The following is a 17,373-nucleotide window of genomic DNA, read 5'->3' on the forward strand; positions in this document are numbered from 1 at the left end:
ATGGGGCCAATGATGAGCCCCAGGATTCATTCTCAAGCGCACCCGCCCATTGGCAACACCCCGCTCATGCGAGTGGAGGCGATTAGCCCCCGGCCGGATGTCCACCTCTATCTCAAACTCGAACAATTCAACCTCGGCGGTTCTGCCAAAGACCGGACCGCCCGGGCCCTTATCCAGGCAGCCCTCGAAGCTGGCGATATCCGCCCGGGTTCGACGCTGGTGGAGTCTTCCTCCGGCAACCTGGGCATGGCGCTAGCTCGCCAAGCCCCGCTCCAGGGAATGAAGTTCCACTGCGTGGTGGACCCGCGGGTCAACGCCTCCACGGTAGCTACCATGCGGGCCTACGGCGCACACGTGGAATTGCTCGACCACCCCGATCCAGAAACCGGCGATTGGCTCACCGCCCGCCGCACCCGCGTGGCCGAGCTTTTGGAAGAGATCCCCGATTCTTTCAACCTCAACCAGTATTCCAATGAAGCCGCCTTCCACGCCCACGCGGAAGGCACCATGACTGAGATTCTGGACCAGCTCGGTCAGGCGCCCAGCCACCTGCTCGTGGCCATGAGCACCACCGGAACCCTTGGCGGCTGCGTACGCAAGCTCTCCGAGCTGGGTGCCGACACCCACACAATCGGCGTTGATGCGGAAGGCTCCGTGCTTTTTGGTGGTGAGCGTGGCACCCGCATGTTGCCCGGCTATGGCGCCGGAATCGTAACCGATCTATCCACCAAGTTTTCGCCTTCTTCCGTGGAGAGGGTTCCGGACCTCGATGCCATCGTTGCTGCCCGACAGCTCGCTCAAGCAGAGGGCCTGCTGCCTGGTGCTTCCGGCGGTGCCGTCATCGCCGCCTTCCAACGCCTCGCGCCCTCCCTACCGGCAGGGGCCGAGGTGGTTGCCGTGCTGCACGACGCCGGCCAGCCTTACCTCGACACCATTTATAACGACTCCTGGGTGTGCGAAAACTTCGACATTTCGCCCGCTGAACTCGCAGCGCGCATCGAGGGGTCGGCGCAGTGACTTCTGCTAGCCCTGCCCGCCGCATTGCCATCATTGGAGCTGGCCCGCGTGGCCTGTGGGCCGTCGAGGAACTCCTCGAGCGCGCCCGCGTTCCACTCGATGTCACCGTCTTTGACCCCTACCCCGCCGGTGCGGGCGCCGTCTACCGCCCGCAGCAGCCGCTGCAGTGGCGCCTCAACGTCAACTGCGCCACCGTCACCACTGCCCACGATAGTTTCAACGCCTGGCGCACCCGCCGCGGTGAAGACACCACCGATGCCTTCCCGCCGCGGGCCCAGGTGGGCCAATTCCTCGTCGATACCTGGTCCGCAGCAGTGCGCCGCGCGCCATCCCACGTTCGCATCCGGCACCTGCCGCACCGCGTGACCGAGGTAAGCGCCGACGGAGAAGGGTTCATGGTCGATGGCTCCCCCTTCGACGAGGTCCTAGTCTGTACCGGCCACGACCATCTCCACGCTGGGTCTTTGGCCTACGAGGCTTCTTGCGTACCGGTCACCGGTCTTTACTTCGGTGCCGATCTTCCGAGCTCCGCACGCCGGATCGGCGTACGCGGTGCCGCCTTAAGCTTCATCGATGTGTGCCTACTGTATGGCGACACCGCCGAAACCATCTACCCGGTTAGCCGCAGCGGGCGCTTCATGGAGGTAAAGCCCTCTCCGGAGGCACCGCTGCCGGAGGTGTCACCGCGGTGGCGGCAGGCCTGCGCGCATATCGACAGCGCTTCGGAGCTGCGTGAGATCCTCATCGGGGCTGCAGGCGAATTCGGTGACTTCTCAACTGCGGACCTCGCCGCCGTTATAGACGGTCAGGATTTCACTGGCGATGCCGTCACTGAGCTCGAGGCTTCCCTACGTGCGGCCGAAGGTACCGGTCCACTCACCCCGGCCGCGGCCGTAGGTGCGGCGTTTCGTGGGGTATTCCAAGACTGCGTCGATTGGCACAAGGCACATGGCCCCATACCCGGCTTCCGCGAGCTTTCACGCACCCTTGAGCGCGTGGCTTTTGGTCCGCCACCGGTCACAGCTAGGCGTCTGCTCGAGTTGATCCACTCCGGTGTGGTGAATACCGACTACCTAGGCATGCCTGGGCAGATAGATTCTTGGCGGGAAAAAGGCGGCGTGGACCTGCTTATCGACGCCACCGTTGCTCCCCAAGCCACCCCCTCCCCCTTCCACGACGTTGCTGGCGTGGTGGAAATTGGCCGGATGAATGAGCTCTCCCTGCCCGGCCATGACTCCCTTAACCGTTCCGTGCACGATGACATCCCCCGCTGGGCGGAGAAAGTAGGAAACCCATGACCACCACCCCTGTAGAACCCCTATCCGTCCACGGCACCGTCCCCTTGCGAGCCCGGTGGGAACGGTGGATGCGTGAGCTTGTCGAAAACCCGCAGCACGTCAGCGCATTGACCTCGCGCTACGGTTCGCCGGTGAACGTGTTGAATTCCGCGCCGTTGCGCCACAATGCCCAGGAGTTGCTCGATGCGGGCGCTTCCCACGGCGTGGACACCCAGGTATTTTTCGCACGCAAAGCCAATAAGGCGCTGTGTTTTGTCGATGCTGCACGCAACGCCGGGCTCGGGGTGGATGTAGCCAGCGAGAACGAGCTCCGCCAAGTGCTCGACCGCGGTGTCGCCCCAGAGCGCATCATCCTCAGTGCCGCTATCAAAACAGATGGGTTGCTCCACCTCGCGGTTTCCCGAGGCGTCACTATCTCTTGTGATTCTCTCGCCGAATCCCGCCGCATCGCCGCCATCGCGAGGGATTTAGACACCACCGCCCACGTGGCACCACGCCTCGCTCCAGATCCAAACTCCCTACCCCCCACCCGCTTCGGGGAGAGGCTGCCGGCATGGCGGCAAGCCGAGTGGCCAAAGGAACTTCGTGCTGTAGGCGTCCACGTGCACCTGCACGGCTATAGCGAAGCCGACCGCCGAACCGCCCTGGCAGAGGCAATTTCCTTGGTCGAGCACCTCCGCACATTGGGCCAGCCCGCTAGTTTCATCGATATCGGCGGGGGCGTGCCCATGAGCTACCTGGAATCCCGCGAGCAGTGGGAGAATTACCTCGAGCGCATCGCCTCCCAACGCGCTGGTACCGGTGAACCGTTCACGTGGAAAGCGGATCCGCTATCCAATACTTACCCCTTCTGGCAGGAGCCAACCCGCGGTCAGTGGCTGGACCAGCTCCTCTCTGGCGAGGTCCCCGGCTACGGCACCGCTGGCAAGGAGCTGCGCGAGCGGAACATCGCCCTACATCTTGAGCCCGGCCGCAGCTTGCTCGACGGCTGTGGAGTAATCCTCACCGAGGTGAGCTTCCTCAAGGAACGCTCTGATGGCCTACCCCTTATCGGCGTGGCGATGAATCGCACCCAGTGCCGGACCGCCGCAGATGACATCCTGCTCGACCCTCTCTTGGTACCTACGGCTGGCTCGGTAGAGGAAATCTCCCGCGAGCCACGCGCCGGCTTTGTGGTGGGCGCCTACTGCATTGAAGACGAGGTTATCCTGCGCCGCGAACTCGACTTCCCGGCTGGCATTGCCGTAGGAGATACCCTTGCCATTCCGAATACAGCCGGATATTTCATGCACATCCTCGAGTCTGCTTCGCACCAAATTCCTTTGGCGCGCAACGTCTACTTCGACGGCGGCGGGTGGGTGCCAGACGATATTGACGCCACATAACTACCGGCGGTTCACAACATAGAAAAAGGGCTTCGAGGAATTCCTCGAAGCCCTTTAGCTTTAAGCGCAGTGCGCTAAACCGATTTACTCGGTGTAGCCCTTAACCACGGAACCGTCAACCGGGATGCCCGGGCCGGAGGTGGTGGAGATGGTAGCGCGCTTGATGTAGATGCCCTTAGCGGAAGAAGGCTTCAGACGCTGGATCTCATCCATGAGGGCGCCGTAGTTCTCAGCCAGCTTCTCAGCGTCGAAGGATGCCTTGCCGATGATGGCGTGCAGGTTAGCAGCCTTATCAACGCGGAAGGAGATCTTGCCGCCCTTAACCTCAGAGATTGCCTTAGCAACGTCTGCGGTAACGGTGCCGGTCTTCGGGTTCGGCATCAGACCACGCGGGCCCAGGACGCGGGCAACGCGGCCGACCTTGGCCATCTGATCCGGGGTAGCGATTGCAACGTCGAAGTCGATGTTGCCTTCGTTGATCTGCTCGATCAGTTCAGCGGTGCCGACGATGTCAGCGCCAGCTTCCTGAGCGGCGGTAGCCTTCTCGCCCTCAGCGAAGACAGCAACGCGAACGTCCTTACCGGTGCCGTTAGGCAGGGAAACGGTGCCGCGAACCAGCTGGTCAGCCTTGCGCGGGTCAACGCCCAGACGGAAGACGACGTCAACGGTGGCGTCGAAGTTCTTGGAGGAGGTCTCCTTAGCCAGCTTGGTGGCCTCGATCGGACGGTACAGGCGGGACTTATCTACCAGTTCCGCAGCGGCCTTATAAGCCTTAGACTTGGTGCTCATTTAACAATTCCTTTTCTGGATTGGTGTGGTGTTTGGCGGGCCGTAGCTGGCCCTACCACATAAAGTTTTTACTTCTCCGGTGCGCCATCAACGGTGATGCCCATGGAGCGGGCGGTACCGGCGATGATGCGAGCGCCGTTCTCGATGTCACGTGCGTTCAGGTCCGCAAACTTGGTCTCTGCGATTTCCTTGCACTGATCCCAAGACACAGAACCGACCTTGTCGGTGTGTGGGACGCCGGAGCCCTTCTGGATGCCAGCGGCCTTCAGCAGCAGCTTAGCTGCCGGCGGGGTCTTCAGCTTGAAGTCGAAGGAACGGTCCTCGTAGACGGTGATCTCAACCGGAACCACGTTGCCACGCTGGTTCTCGGTAGCGGCGTTATAAGCCTTGCAGAACTCCATGATGTTGACGCCGTGGGCACCCAGTGCCGGGCCAACTGGCGGTGCCGGGTTAGCGGCGCCTGCCTCGATCTGCAGCTTGATGAAGCCGGATACCTTCTTCTTAGGAGCCATCGAATTACCTCTTTCCTGTGTTACCGGGATGTCCGCCACGATGAATAACGGGATCCCGTCCGGATGCTCACCTTCAGTGGGCCACCGGAGGATGAAACGTTTTCTTATACGCACGCCAAAGGCGCACGGCGTTCCAGTTTAGAACACCGTGCGCCCTGCACAAAATCACTTTTTAGGAGATGCGCTCGATCTCGGTCGGCGACAGCTCCACCGGGGTCTCGCGGCCGAAGATGGACACCAAGCCCTGCATCTTGCCGGTCTCCGGGTCGATCTCGGAAATGGTCGCGGATACGGCGGCCAGCGGTCCGGACAGGATGGTCACTGCCTCGCCCACCTCGAAGTCGTGCGCGTACTTCTTGGCCACTTCCTTCTCCGGCATATCCACAACCTGCTCGCCCTCTGCCTCGTTCGGGGCAGCATCGCCCTTGGTGGACGGCGCCTCGTTGGGCATGAGGAACTTAGCTACGTCGCGGGTCTTGACCGGGGTGGCGTTACCTTCGTTGCCCACGAAGGAGGTCACGCCCGGGGTTTCGCGGATGACGGACCATGCGGCGTCGTTAAGCTCAGCGCGAACCAGGACGTAGCCCGGCAGCAGCTTGCGCTTCACAATCTTCTTCTTGCCGTCCTTGGTCTCTAGGACCTGCTCAATAGGAACAACGACCTCGAAGATGGAATCTTCTACCTCGAGGGTCTGGGCGCGCATGTCCAGGTTGGTCTTTACCTTGTTTTCGTAGCCGGAGTAGCACTGAATGATGTACCACTGGCCCGGCTGCTTCTTCAGCTCGCGGGTAAAGGCGCGCAGGCGCTTGCGGTAGGCGGCATCCTCGGACTCGTCTTCGCCGGCCTCAGGGGCTGCACCCTCGGCTTCAGCTTCGGCCGCTGCCGGTTCCGCTGCGTTGGTGGACTCGGCGGACTCGCCTGCAGTGTCGGTGGACTCAGCCGTTCCTTCAGTTTCTTCCGCTGCCGGAGCGGCTGGGGTAGCGTCCTCTTGCTGTGCTTCTTCTACGGAGCTAGCGTGCTCTGCCGCCTGCTCCTGCACGTTGGACTGCATTGCCTCTTCCAGCGAGGTACCTACGGTTTCGACGTTGTTCTCGTCGCTCATAATCCTTACTCCAAATATTCCTCGGCGCGTTGCGTAGGACCAGCCTACCCGCCCGCGTATGGGCAAAAAGTATCCCGCCGTTCCTTGAAGCGGAAACAGCGGGATAAAAGGTTATGCAGCTATCTTACTTATCAGAGAGAACCTGCTCAACTCCGAGACCAGCCAGCGTGTCAACGCCCCAGACCAAAGCGGTCAGCACGATAAGGAACGCAAAGGTAATGAGGGTGTACTGCAGCATCTCCTTAGCGGTAGGCCACACCACCTTCTTCATCTCGGATGCAACCTCACCAGGGAAAGCGGCTACGCCGCCACCTGGGGTGTCATCGTGGTTCTTATCCTCTACGCGGACGACGTGCTTATCGGCGTAGTCCGCGGAGGACGTGGTAGCCGCACCAGAGAGCTGACGCTTACCGGTCGGGCGCGATGCACCCGAATTCTTCGGCTGCTGCTCATCGCTCACAGCTAACCCTCCTTGGGAACTAAATCTAATAGGGCGCTTAACGCGCACCTCCATAACTTTGTCAACCCTAGCAAAGCTTGCACAGCATGAAAAGCTGACCACGGCATTTGCAAGGCGTGGCCTTGACAACATGTGCGTGGGCCAAGCGCCACGAAGAAAATAGGGCATGAAGAAACCCCGCCACCTGATGCCAGATGACGGGGTTTACTGTGCAGGGGCGACAGGACTCGAACCTGCAACCTACGGTTTTGGAGACCGTTGCGCTACCAATTGCGCCACGCCCCTATTCTTTTATTCCTCAATGCCTAAGCATCAAGCGTTGAAGACCTTACCAGAGCCATAGTTCCAATCCGAAACTAGGCACAGCCGGGACTGCCTTCAGCGCGGTAATAAAAAAGCGCCCTGCGGGCGCCTTTCTTTCCCGGTAGCGATGGCGAGAATTGAACTCGCGACACAGCGATTATGAGTCGCTTGCTCTACCACTGAGCTACACCGCCATATTCACCTCGGAGGAGTTCCTTCCTCCAAACATGAATGGAGCCCCCTGACAGAATCGAACTGTCGACCTTTTCCTTACCATGGAAACGCTCTGCCGACTGAGCTAAGGGGGCACATCCTAGCGTTGAACACATCGCTATTTCGTTGTGCTCTCCGTTGCGGACTCCAATAATCTAACCTGCTTTCAACGTTTTACACAAATCGCCATGTCAGAGCGTAAAAATGCATAGTTCTTGTGGCACCTTTTCGCGCCTATTGAAGGCAGTTAGAGAAACGGCATGGCAGCCCACCCCTGCGGGCTGCTCGGCTCCGCCTCCTACCGTGCGCCGGCAGCCGTGCGAAGGCATGTGGATTGGGCAGTTGTAGGAAAAGGGGGCGTCGGCAAGCGTGGACTGGAGGCACTGAGGCTCTCCACGGTTGCTAAAAAGCTGCAAATAGTCCCATTGACTCGGGGTCCTGAGGGTTTAAGCTTGGTCTGTAAAATCCCCCTCCCCATACCAAGGAGCGAAGATATGTCCGCTACGGATATTGCCACCCCACACATCAATCCGCAGGGCGCGCCCATTGCGGAAACCATCCTCCTGCCCGGTGACCCGCTGCGCGCGAAGTTCATCGCCGAGAACTTCCTGGAAGATACCGTCCAGTTCAACGGTGTACGCAATATGCTGGGGTTTACCGGCACTTTTAACGGCAAGCCCATCTCCGTCATGGGCTCCGGCATGGGCATTCCCTCCATCGGCATCTATTCCTGGGAGCTCATCCACAACTACGGCGTAAAAAAGCTCATCCGCGTCGGTTCCATTGGCGCCATGCAGAAAGACATTGAGCTGCACGATGTCATCGTCGCTTCGTCCGCCTCCACCGATTCCAACTTCTTGAGCCAGTACAACCTGCCGGGCAGCTACGCCCCCACCGCCTCGTGGAAGCTCCTCAAGGCTTTGGTGGACCAGGCCGAAAAGCAGCAGGCCCACATCCACGTGGGCAATATTTTGAGCTCGGATATTTTCTACAACTTTGACCAAAGCGTTAACGAGCGCTGGGCGCACATGGGTGTGCTCGGCGTAGAGATGGAATCTGCAGCGCTTTATGCCACCGCGGCCGAGGCCGGCGTGGACGCGCTGGGGCTTTTCACCGTCTCCGACAACCTGGTGCACGATACCCACCTCTCCGCGGAGGAACGCCAGACCGCCTTCCGCACCATGATTGAACTCGCACTTCCACTCAACGCGCTCGACTAAAAGGAACCCCTCCCCCGTGACTTCCACCCACCCCACCGCTTCCCCGCAGGACAAGCGGCCAGGCTCCGCGGTAAACCCCAAGGTTGCCGTACCTATCCTGCTCTTTGTCTTCGTCTTCTCGCTGGTTATTGATAACGGCTTTAAGACGATGACCATGCCGATCGCCGAGGCGCTCGACATCTCCGATACCACCGCCTCCCTCCAAGCTTCCCTCGCCGGCGTGATCATCGGCATCGGCGCCGTGGTCTACGCCGCGCTGGCAGATTCCATCTCCATCCGCAAGCTCATGCTCACCGGCGTTGTCCTCATCGCCGTGGGCTCGCTTTTGGCCTTCGCCTTTTCCAGCTTCTGGCCCATGGTGCTCACCGGCCGCCTCATCCAGACCACTGGCCTTGCCGCCGCGGAGACGCTGTATGTCATTTACGTGACCAAGCACTTGAGCGAGGCCGATCAAAAGACCTACCTCGGCTTTTCCACCGCCGCCTTCCAGGCCGGCCTGCTCATCGGCGCGCTGACCTCCGGCTTTATTTCCACCTATGTCTCGTGGACGGCGATGTTCCTCATCCCGCTCATCCTCATCCTGGCCATCCCGCCGATTATCAAGCTGGTGCCGGAAGATGCGGCCGTGGAGGGCCACCTCGACGCCCTGGGCCTGTTTTTCATCGCGGTCTTCGCCACCGGCCTGACCATGTTTATGCAGGAATTCAACTGGGCATGGCTCATCTTCGCTCTCCTTGGCGTCGTAGGCTTCATCATCCACATCGGCCGCGCCAAGCACCCCGTGGTCACCCCGGAGTTCTTTACTAACGGCCGCTACGTGTGGACCATCCTCATGGTCTTCTTTGTCTACTCCACCCAGATGGGCTTCATCTTCCTGCTGCCGTTTGCCGCACATGACTTGCATGGCATGAACATCGATAAGGCCTCCCTGCTGATGATCCCGGGCTATATTTGCGCCATCCTCATCGGCATTTTCTCCGGCAAGATCGGTGCCGTCTTGTCCTCTCGCGCCACCATCTACACCGCCTTCGCTTTGGTTGCCGGCGCGCTGGTGGCGGCCGCGCTCTTCGTGCAGCTTCACGTTGCCGTGCTCATCCTGGCCATCGTGGCCTTTGCCTCCGGCTTTGCGCTGATGTACGCCCCGCTGGTCAACACCGCACTGCGCAATATCACCGCCGCCAAGTCCGGCATCGCCATCGGCTTTTATAACCTGACCATCAATATCGCCATCCCACTGGGCATTGCCTATACGGCAAAGCTGCAGGACCTCACCAGCTATAACACCGTGCTGTGGATCCTGGCGGCCGTCGCCGCCATCGGCATTGCCCTGTACATCGTCTCTGACCTCAAGATGGCCCGTTCCGAATCCCACCTAACCCGCTAAGGAGAACAATTATGACTTCCCGCACCGACGTTGCATCCATCATCGACCACACCCTGCTCAAGCCGGAGGCCACCCCAGAACAATTCCGCGGCTTGGTGAATGAGGCGGCCGAGCTGGGCACCTACTCCGTCTGCGTTTCCCCGTCCGCCCTGCCCATCGAGGTTCCTGATTCGCTGCATATTGCCACCGTCGTGGGCTTTCCTTCCGGTGCTGTAAAGCCGGAGATTAAGGCCGCTGAGGCAGCCCGCGCGGTTGCTGATGGCGCCGAAGAGGTAGACATGGTCATCAATATCCCGCTGGCCATCGAGGGCCGCGCCGAGGAATTGCAGGCCGAAATCCAGGCCGTGCGTGATGCTATCCCAGGCAAGGTACTCAAGGTCATCATCGAGTCTGCCGCGCTTTCCGACGACGCCATTGTCCTCGCCTGCAAGGCCGCCGCAGCCGCCCAGGCGGACTTTGTCAAGACCTCCACCGGCTTCCACCCGGCCGGCGGCGCCTCCGTACACGCCGTTAAGCTCATGCGCGAGACCGTAGGCGACAAGCTAGGCGTGAAGGCCTCTGGCGGCATCCGCACCGCCAAGGATGCCTTGGCCATGATTGAGGCCGGCGCAACCCGCCTGGGCTTGTCTTCCTCCGCCAAGATCCTCGAGGAGCTCTAAGCCATGTCAAAGGCCGCCACCGTGGATTATGACTACGCCCGCACCTGGGCCGAGCACGACCCCGATCCGGACACCGCCCGCCAGGTGATGACCTGGATTGAAGAGGGCAATACCGACGAGCTCGCCGCCGCCTTCGCCGGTCCCCTCGCCTTCGGCACCGCGGGCCTGCGCGCCGCCGTGGGCGCGGGCGAGTCCCGCATGAATCGCGCCGTGGTCATCCGCACCACCTATGGGCTAATCTCCTGGCTCAAACAGCACGTAGACACCCCAGTGGTAGCCATTGGTTGCGATGCCCGCCACGGCTCCGCGCAGTTCCAGCGCGATGCCGCACAGGTCATCTCCGCGGCCGGCGGCAAGGCCTTGGTTCTGCCAGCGCAGAACCCCACTCCGCTGACCGCCTTCACGGTCCGCTCGCTCAAGGCGGATGCCGGCATTATGGTCACTGCCTCGCATAACCCGCCGGCCGATAATGGCTACAAGGTCTACCTGGGCGGCCGCATCGCCACCGGCCCGACAGAAGGCGTACAGCTGGTTTCGCCCGCCGATGCCGAAATCGCCACCGCCATCGCCGCGGCACCCCATGCCGATGAAGTCCCGCTATCCACCGAGAACATCGCGGACGTCGATACCCGCGCCGAGTACCTCGACCGCGCCGCACAGCTCGTGGGTGCACATACCGATGTCACCATCGCGCTGACCGCCATGCACGGCGTCGGCGCCGCCTTGGGCGAAAAGCTGCTGACCCGCTGCGGGTTCCGCGTCTCCCTGGTTCCTGAGCAGGCCCAACCGGATCCTGATTTCCCTACCGTCTCCTTCCCCAACCCGGAAGAGCCTGGCGCCCTCGACTTGGGCATCCGCCACGCTGAGGAGATCGGCGCCGATATTCTTATCGCTTACGACCCCGACGCCGACCGCTGCGCCGCCGCCGTGCCCACTTCCTCTGGCACGTGGCGCCAGCTCACCGGCGATGAAACCGGCGCCCTTTTGGGCGACTATCTTGCCTGCCAGGGTGCGACAGGCAACTTCGCCAACTCGCTCGTCTCTTCCCGCCTGCTCGGGCGCATCGCCGCCCACTACGGCCTCGGCCACGAGGAGACCCTCACCGGTTTCAAGTGGATCGCCCGCACCCCGGACCTCGCCTTTGGTTATGAGGAAGCCATTGGTTTCTGCCCCGACCCCACCGCTGTCCGCGACAAGGACGGCGTCGCTACCTCCGTAGTGCTCGCCAGCCTCGCGGCCGAGTGCAAGGCCACAGGAACCACCTTGCTAGAGCGTCTAGAAGGCATCTACGCCACCGTGGGTGCCCTCTACACCCAGCCGCTGACCTTCCGCGTCGATGACCTCAGCATCATCGCCCAAGCGATGGATAAGGTCGCTTCCACCCCTCCCACTGAACTGGCTGGCTCCCCCGTAGCAAAGGTGGAGAAATTCGCCCAAGGCTCCAAGTTCTTCACCAACAACGATGACCGCGTCATCGTGCGCCCCTCCGGCACCGAGCCGAAGCTGAAATGCTACCTCGAGTCCCCCGACGCCGACCGCCTCGATGCTATTGCGGCCGACCTGCGCGCCTACTTCGGGATTTAAACCCCTCCCCGCTCCGCGCTCTCTAACTGGTCCTTCCGGGATTGCTTAGGGCCAATGAGGGTGCGGACTAGTGGGCTTGCTGCCGCCAGACCCACCGCCGCAGTACCAACTATCGATTCCGGTGGGTCAAAAAGAACGAGTATCGCCGGTATAAGGATGAGCGCGCCGAAAATGACACCTACGGTTGTAAAGAGCCGTACTTTTGATTCAAATATCGCGTACTCGAAAGATTCTGCTGTAACTTTCCTATCGAGGACAATATCTGCATGAGCGTCCTCCATAATCCGATCGCCTGCGCCCGGCTGAATGTCATTGTGCTGTTTGATTATCTGTGGATGCGGAGTTGGCCCCTGAAGCGCCCACACAGCAATTTGGTCATCAAGGTTAGAAAGCCTATTTACGCCAGGGAGCGCTCCTCCAACTGGTGGGAAATCGCTACGTTTATTTTCCGGTGCGCCCGATAACTGCGAGTCCGATTGCGCAGATGCGCTTGCTGCGCTGCCTGCGCTACTCGCTGGCTTTGAAATAGGTGAATCTCGTTTACCCCGTCCAGCATCGTTCGGATCTTCTTCATATCCCATATCCTATCGCTTAACCCCGTACCTTCATCTCTACAGTGACTTTCTGTGCCTGATGGTATGGCTACCGAGCACGCCTGTTTGTACACAGCGCCTTAGAAAGGTGTAGTTTGCTGGTCCTGAAGGCCAAAATGAGAGGAGTTAAAGATTAAAGGACCCCACCATTCATCCTTAACAGTTTTGCTAAAGATTGCAGTTGGTATTTCATCATTGCTCTGCCTCGGCTATTTCATTGGCGGTTTGAATGCGGTATACGTTGCCAAGACCCTGGCGGGATCGGATTCCACCTCATTGCCAGATATTTCTCGCAGGCTAGGAAATGGCTTTTTCTACTTCAAGCCCGTTGCCACAACATCCAGGAGTCCAATTGTTTCATGCCGATTTAGAGCACTACTTAGCCATTGTTGAGCGGGTTTATGTTGCGGTGCAGCGGAGTGGAAGGCATAAACGAGAATGTTGACATCAGGAATGATCATCGAGTACCGCCCACACAGCTTCTTTGTTGCTGAGATCAACTAGAGCCGGTCCGCCGCAATCGAAGGAGGGCAGGTTAACGGGGGTGTCTTCGGTACTGATGCGGGCTTCCTTCTTGAGGGCAGCGCGGACCGCCTCTTCGACGTATGAGCTCAAAGTGACATTGTTGGCTTTGGCTTGGATCTTCGTTTCTTCAAGGAGTTTCGGCGGGAGGTTTATCGTCGTGCGCATACCTTTAGGGTAGAAAGCATCAAGTCATCATTCAAGAGGTGCAATGATGTATCTGCCTTCAGGAAGCCGTGAAAGGTTGACTGGTGTCTTAATTCAGTGCGAGCGTCAGGATCAGTACTCCGATGGAGAATGCGAGCATGCCTAAGCAGTTGATCCAGAATGCGCTACCGAGGAAGTGGGCGCGGACATGGGCTGCTGCGGCCGCGCAGAAATAGGCGATGACTCCAATCATGGCTGTGATTCCTACGCCGGGGAACCAGAGGCCGGCAATGAGTCCTACGGCGGCGAGGCACTTGATGACAATGAGCGCCCACCACCAGTCCTTGGGGAGTTTGACGCCGCTGAGGCAGGCTTCGATGAAGGGGACTGGTTTGAGGGAGAGGGCGGCGTCGCCAAGCAGAATGGCTGCTAGTAGAAGGGAGGGCCAGGCTGGGGAAGATTCTAGGATCATTGGGTTACTCCGAATGCGGTGTTGAGGCGTTCGATCGATGAGGCGGCTTGGGATGTGAGGTGCTCGGTGTCGTAGATTCCGGCGGCCCAGCCGATGAGTAAGCCGAGGTAGACGTTGTACAGCAGGTCGGCGTACTCGGCCGCATCGGCGCTGCTGAGCCTGGTGCCGAGTCGCAGGGTGATTTCATCGGTCAGGAGCGTTTTGAGTGCGGTGAGCGCTTCGCCTTGATTGCCTTGTTGGATGAGTGCTGCGCCAAAGGCGCGGGAGAGCTCTTCGTGGCCGGTAAACATCTGGAGGAAAGGTCTCAGGACATCGAGAAGGCTATCGGATTGTCCCCGGATGTCATCGTGGAGTTCTGAAATGTGTTGGCCAATGGTGCGGATGAGCAGCGTTTGTTTGTCGCCGACTCCCATGACGGTTCCCACGCTAACGCCAGCTTCGGATGCGATAGTCCGGATGCTGGTGGTGGCGTAGCCCTGAGTGAGGAAGAGTTCGTAGGCGGTGGCTAGGACCTTGCTGACGGTGCCAGCTTTGGCGGCCGAGCGCGATGAGTGAACGTGTTCAGTGAACATGTTCAAAAGGGTAGCTCTTGATGGTTTCGAGGTCAATGACGCCGAAGTGTTGACAGTTGGCGCTAGGCCAGCGTGGGGAAGACGCGGTCGCGCAGCAGGTGTGCAAGCTCGCGGTCGGGGGCTGCTGGGTTGACCCAGGCGGTGTCGCCGATTTCGGCGGCGGCATGGGGTTCGTCGGCGGTGACGGTGCGGGTGTAGGTGAAGATGGTGCCGACGACGACCTCGCCCGGTTCGTTGGCGGCGGGAGCGTCGAAGGTGCCGAGTTTGTTGAGGCTCTCGGCGTCGAGGGTGAGGCCTACTTCTTCGGCAACTTCGCGCAGGGCGGCGTCGACAAGCGCCTCGCCCGCCTCGGGCTTGCCGCCGGGCAGTTGGTACTTGGTGGAGGACTTCTTGCGCACGGTAAGCACGTGGCCTTGTGGGTTGCGGATGACGACGGCTGCTACTTCAATCATGGCTGCTGATTGTAGGCGGCCTAGAGCAGCGGCAGGAGCACGAGGGCGAGATTGAGTGCGATGACCAGCGCGGCAAGCGTCCAGCCCACGGCCATAGACCAGGGTTTCGCGGCGAACTCACCCATGACGTCCCGGGAGCCGGCATAGCGGAAAAGCGGGATGATGGCGAAGGGGATGCCCAGGGAAAGAAGTGCCTGGCTGACCACCAGTGCCATAGTGGGGTCGACCCCGCAGCCGATGATGACCAGCGCCGGGATGAGCGTGACCAGGCGGCGGACTAGTAGGGGGACCTTGATGTGAAGCAGGCCGTCCATGATTTCGGAGCCGGCGTAGGCGCCCACTGACGTCGAGGCGAGGCCGCTGGCCAGCAGGCCGATGGCGAAGAGAACGCCGGCCAGCGGGCCGAGGTGGCTGGCAATCGCCGTGTGGGCCCCGGAGATGGTCTCTGTGCCGTCCACGCCGTAGAGGGCCGAGCCCGCCAGGACCAGCAGGCCCACGTTGACGAGCCCGGCGATGGACAGCGCCACGGCGATGTCCGCGCGGGTGCCGGCCAGCACGTGGGGGATTTCCAGGTCGGGGTAGCGCTGCTTGGTCAGGGAGGAGTGTAGGTAAATGGCGTGCGGCATGACGGTGGCGCCCAACATGGAGGCGGCCAGCAGGATGCTGTCCTTGCCCTCTAGGCGGGGGATGAGGCCGCCGGCCACGTCGGCGGGGTCGGGCGGGGCGATGGCGAGGCCGGCAAGGAAGCCGATGCAGATGACCAGGAGCAGGCCGATGACAAGCCCCTCGAACCACTGGTTCTTCTTCTGGAAGATGAGGAGAATGATGGAGACCGCGCCGATGATGAGCGCGCCCGCGAACAGGGGGAGGTTGAAGAGGAGTTGCAGGGCAATGGCGCCGCCGATGACTTCGGCGAGGTCGGTGGCCGCGGCGATGAGCTCGGCCTGGGCCCACATGCCTAGGCGCGCGCGGCGGGAGAGACGCTCGCCCATGATTTCCGGCAGGGAGCGGTGGGTGACTAGGCCCAGTTTGGCGGAGTGGTACTGGATGAACATGGCCATGAGGTTGGCCACGACGAGTACCCACACCAGGAGGTAGCCGTAGTGGGAGCCGGCGCTGATGTTGGCGGCTACGTTGCCGGGGTCGACGTAAGCCACTGCAGCAACGAAGGCGGGGCCGGTGAGGCTGATTAAGGTCTTACGCATAGGCATCTCCATACCAAAAGTTCAACTACTTGAAGTCTAGTTTTCATCGCCATATGTTCAAGCCAGGGGATCGCTGGGGTTTTCTTAGTTGTTTTCCTCGCCAGTGCTTATGCGGTGTGGCACAAGGCTAAAAGCTCCCGCACCCAGGAGCCCAGCGAGTAGATCCCGCCTCACAGCTGCAGGTACGCTTGAAACCCCGCAAGCTTTTGCTTGCGGGGTTCATTCTGTGCCAGGTAGAAGATTCGAACTTCTGAAGGCAATGCCGGCGGATTTACAGTCCGCTCCCTTTGGCCGCTCGGGCAACCTGGCATGCACTGTGTGGTGCGAGTAAGTACTTTACTACGAACCACCCTCCCACCTACAAATCGCCAGCGCATGGGGGAAGAATGGGTGGGAAAAGAGGGGGGCGTCGCCAAGCATCTAGCCCACGCGGCGCACTGTGTAATCCGCCAGTTGGCGCAGGGCCTGGCTCGCGGAGTTCTCCGGTAGCACGGCAAGCTGCTCCTCCACCGTGCGCAGGTAGGCATTGATGTCCTCCAGCGCCTTCTGACGGCCACCAGATTGGTGCAGGAGCTCGATGGCGCGCTCCACCTCGGCGTCGGAATGCAGCGGTCCAGTAAGCAGCTCACGCAGCTTGTCGCCCACTTCGCCCTCTTCCTCCAAGGCGTAGAGAACCGGCAAGGTAAAGACGCCCTCGCGCAGGTCCGTACCCGGGGTCTTACCGGACTCCTTTGGGTCAGAGAAGATATCGATGACATCGTCCACAATCTGGAAAATCATGCCGATGGCACCACCAATGCGGTGCAGAGCTGCGGCATGCTCGGCCGAGGCGCCGGAGTGGTAGGCACCCAGGTAACCAGCAGAGGCGATGAGCACCGCGGTCTTTTCACGGATAACGGCCGTGTAGTGCTCCACGGCATTGGCCTCACCCGCACCGATGGTCTCGCGCATCTGGCCGGTAACCAGCTCCTCAAAGGTATCGGCAAAGTGGCCCACGGTGTGGGTATCCAGCTCGCTCATCAGGCGGGACGCGTGCGCCAAGAGCGCATCGCCGGCGAGGATGGCCACGGAGTTATTCCACCGCGAATTGGCAGACTCCACGCCGCGGCGGCGGTCCGCCTCATCCATGACATCGTCATGATAAAGGGTGGCCACGTGCACCATCTCCACGACGGTGGCGGCCTTAACAACCTCTTCGCAGCCCGGACGCGGACCATACTCGGAGGCCAACAGCGCCATCATGGGGCGAAAGCGCTTGCCACCGGCCTGCGACAGGTGGCTGACCTTATCCTTTAAGAAGTCCTGGCCGCGGTCGATTTCACTGCGCAGCTTGTCTTCTACTGCTTTCATGCCCGCGCCAATGCGCTCATTGAGCTGCGGATCACCAAGATCCACGTGCGTGGCATGCGATTGACCGTGAGTCATTAAATAGTGTTCCTTGCAACTAAAAGCCAGAGATAATCGACTACCTACCGTAGTCCAAA

General features: G+C 60.7%; 18 protein-coding genes and 4 tRNA genes. 7 read left to right on the plus strand and 15 right to left on the minus strand.

What is annotated here, in order from left to right:
- The 3 genes from QKD99_RS05760 to QKD99_RS05770 are packed head-to-tail and all read left to right on the plus strand — an operon-like array spanning position 1 to position 3,700.
- Positions 1–1,017: a pyridoxal-phosphate dependent enzyme gene (locus QKD99_RS05760; protein ID WP_347950948.1), complete on the plus strand. Its 1,017-nt coding sequence runs from the start codon at positions 1–3 to the stop codon at positions 1,015–1,017.
- Positions 1,014–2,315, plus strand: a complete 1,302-nt coding sequence (locus QKD99_RS05765) for an FAD/NAD(P)-binding protein (protein WP_347950949.1) — start codon at positions 1,014–1,016, stop codon at positions 2,313–2,315. The genes QKD99_RS05760 and QKD99_RS05765 overlap by 4 nt, the downstream gene beginning before the upstream one ends.
- Positions 2,312–3,700 carry a Y4yA family PLP-dependent enzyme gene (locus QKD99_RS05770; protein WP_347950950.1) on the plus strand — a complete coding sequence of 463 codons (1,389 nt, stop codon included), beginning with the start codon at positions 2,312–2,314 and terminating at the stop codon, positions 3,698–3,700. The genes QKD99_RS05765 and QKD99_RS05770 overlap by 4 nt, the downstream gene beginning before the upstream one ends.
- 84 nt (positions 3,701–3,784) lie before the next feature.
- Here the strand turns inward: QKD99_RS05770 and rplA are convergent, their stop codons facing one another.
- From rplA to QKD99_RS05805, 7 genes are all read right to left on the minus strand, one after another.
- Positions 3,785–4,489, minus strand: coding sequence for a 50S ribosomal protein L1 (gene rplA / locus QKD99_RS05775; RefSeq protein ID WP_049383568.1), 705 nt, complete (start codon positions 4,487–4,489; stop codon positions 3,785–3,787).
- A 68-nt stretch (positions 4,490–4,557) separates the two neighbouring features.
- Positions 4,558–5,001 (minus strand): 50S ribosomal protein L11, encoded by a 444-nt coding sequence (rplK, locus tag QKD99_RS05780; protein WP_049358678.1) that lies wholly within the window; start codon positions 4,999–5,001, stop codon positions 4,558–4,560.
- A 172-nt stretch (positions 5,002–5,173) separates the two neighbouring features.
- Positions 5,174–6,103, minus strand: coding sequence for a transcription termination/antitermination protein NusG (gene nusG, locus QKD99_RS05785; RefSeq protein WP_347950951.1), 930 nt, complete (start codon positions 6,101–6,103; stop codon positions 5,174–5,176).
- A 124-nt stretch (positions 6,104–6,227) separates the two neighbouring features.
- Entirely contained in the window at positions 6,228–6,563 is a 336-nt protein-coding gene (secE, locus tag QKD99_RS05790) for a preprotein translocase subunit SecE (protein WP_049378843.1), read from the minus strand.
- A gap of 212 nt (positions 6,564–6,775) precedes the next feature.
- A tRNA-Trp gene (locus tag QKD99_RS05795) sits at positions 6,776–6,848 on the minus strand.
- 140 nt (positions 6,849–6,988) lie between these two features.
- Positions 6,989–7,060 (minus strand) — tRNA-Met (locus QKD99_RS05800).
- A 38-nt stretch (positions 7,061–7,098) separates the two neighbouring features.
- Positions 7,099–7,174: transfer RNA gene (locus QKD99_RS05805), tRNA-Thr, on the minus strand.
- Between the two features lie 399 nt (positions 7,175–7,573).
- Here QKD99_RS05805 and deoD point away from each other — a divergent pair.
- Genes deoD through QKD99_RS05825 form a run of 4 tightly spaced genes read left to right on the plus strand, consistent with a single transcriptional unit; the run spans position 7,574 to position 11,926 of the window.
- Positions 7,574–8,299: a purine-nucleoside phosphorylase gene (deoD, locus tag QKD99_RS05810; protein ID WP_340419737.1), complete on the plus strand. Its 726-nt coding sequence runs from the start codon at positions 7,574–7,576 to the stop codon at positions 8,297–8,299.
- Between the two features lie 16 nt (positions 8,300–8,315).
- On the plus strand, positions 8,316–9,683 hold the full coding sequence (locus QKD99_RS05815) for an MFS transporter (protein ID WP_347950952.1): 1,368 nt from the start codon (positions 8,316–8,318) through the stop codon (positions 9,681–9,683).
- An 11-nt stretch (positions 9,684–9,694) separates the two neighbouring features.
- Positions 9,695–10,342: a deoxyribose-phosphate aldolase gene (deoC, locus tag QKD99_RS05820; RefSeq protein WP_347950953.1), complete on the plus strand. Its 648-nt coding sequence runs from the start codon at positions 9,695–9,697 to the stop codon at positions 10,340–10,342.
- Positions 10,343–10,345: 3 nt separating this feature from the next.
- Entirely contained in the window at positions 10,346–11,926 is a 1,581-nt protein-coding gene (locus QKD99_RS05825; RefSeq protein WP_347950954.1) for a phospho-sugar mutase, read from the plus strand.
- Here the strand turns inward: QKD99_RS05825 and QKD99_RS05830 are convergent.
- The 8 genes from QKD99_RS05830 to QKD99_RS05865 all read right to left on the minus strand — a co-directional run bounded on the left by QKD99_RS05830 (position 11,923) and on the right by QKD99_RS05865 (position 17,314).
- Positions 11,923–12,507, minus strand: a complete 585-nt coding sequence (locus QKD99_RS05830; protein ID WP_284844352.1) for a DUF2335 domain-containing protein — start codon at positions 12,505–12,507, stop codon at positions 11,923–11,925. The genes QKD99_RS05825 and QKD99_RS05830 overlap by 4 nt on opposite strands.
- A 459-nt stretch (positions 12,508–12,966) precedes the next feature.
- A complete protein-coding gene (locus QKD99_RS05835; RefSeq protein WP_227909767.1) occupies positions 12,967–13,134 on the minus strand; it encodes a hypothetical protein in 168 nt (55 codons plus the stop codon).
- A gap of 163 nt (positions 13,135–13,297) precedes the next feature.
- Entirely contained in the window at positions 13,298–13,660 is a 363-nt protein-coding gene (locus tag QKD99_RS05840) for a DoxX family protein (protein ID WP_005292602.1), read from the minus strand.
- Positions 13,657–14,232, minus strand: coding sequence for a TetR/AcrR family transcriptional regulator (locus QKD99_RS05845; protein WP_005292598.1), 576 nt, complete (start codon positions 14,230–14,232; stop codon positions 13,657–13,659). Before QKD99_RS05845 ends, QKD99_RS05840 begins: the two co-directional genes overlap by 4 nt.
- 62 nt (positions 14,233–14,294) lie before the next feature.
- Positions 14,295–14,684: an NUDIX domain-containing protein gene (locus tag QKD99_RS05850; protein ID WP_005292595.1), complete on the minus strand. Its 390-nt coding sequence runs from the start codon at positions 14,682–14,684 to the stop codon at positions 14,295–14,297.
- A gap of 20 nt (positions 14,685–14,704) precedes the next feature.
- Positions 14,705–15,889, minus strand: coding sequence for an Nramp family divalent metal transporter (locus QKD99_RS05855; protein WP_011272788.1), 1,185 nt, complete (start codon positions 15,887–15,889; stop codon positions 14,705–14,707).
- A 227-nt stretch (positions 15,890–16,116) separates the two neighbouring features.
- A tRNA-Tyr gene (locus QKD99_RS05860) sits at positions 16,117–16,198 on the minus strand.
- Positions 16,199–16,309: 111 nt separating this feature from the next.
- On the minus strand, positions 16,310–17,314 hold the full coding sequence (locus QKD99_RS05865; protein ID WP_297846702.1) for a polyprenyl synthetase family protein: 1,005 nt from the start codon (positions 17,312–17,314) through the stop codon (positions 16,310–16,312).
- Positions 17,315–17,373 lie beyond the last annotated feature (59 nt).

The sequence above is a fragment of the Corynebacterium sp. c3Ub_189 genome, from assembly GCF_039907195.1.
Lineage (GTDB): Bacteria > Actinomycetota > Actinomycetes > Mycobacteriales > Mycobacteriaceae > Corynebacterium.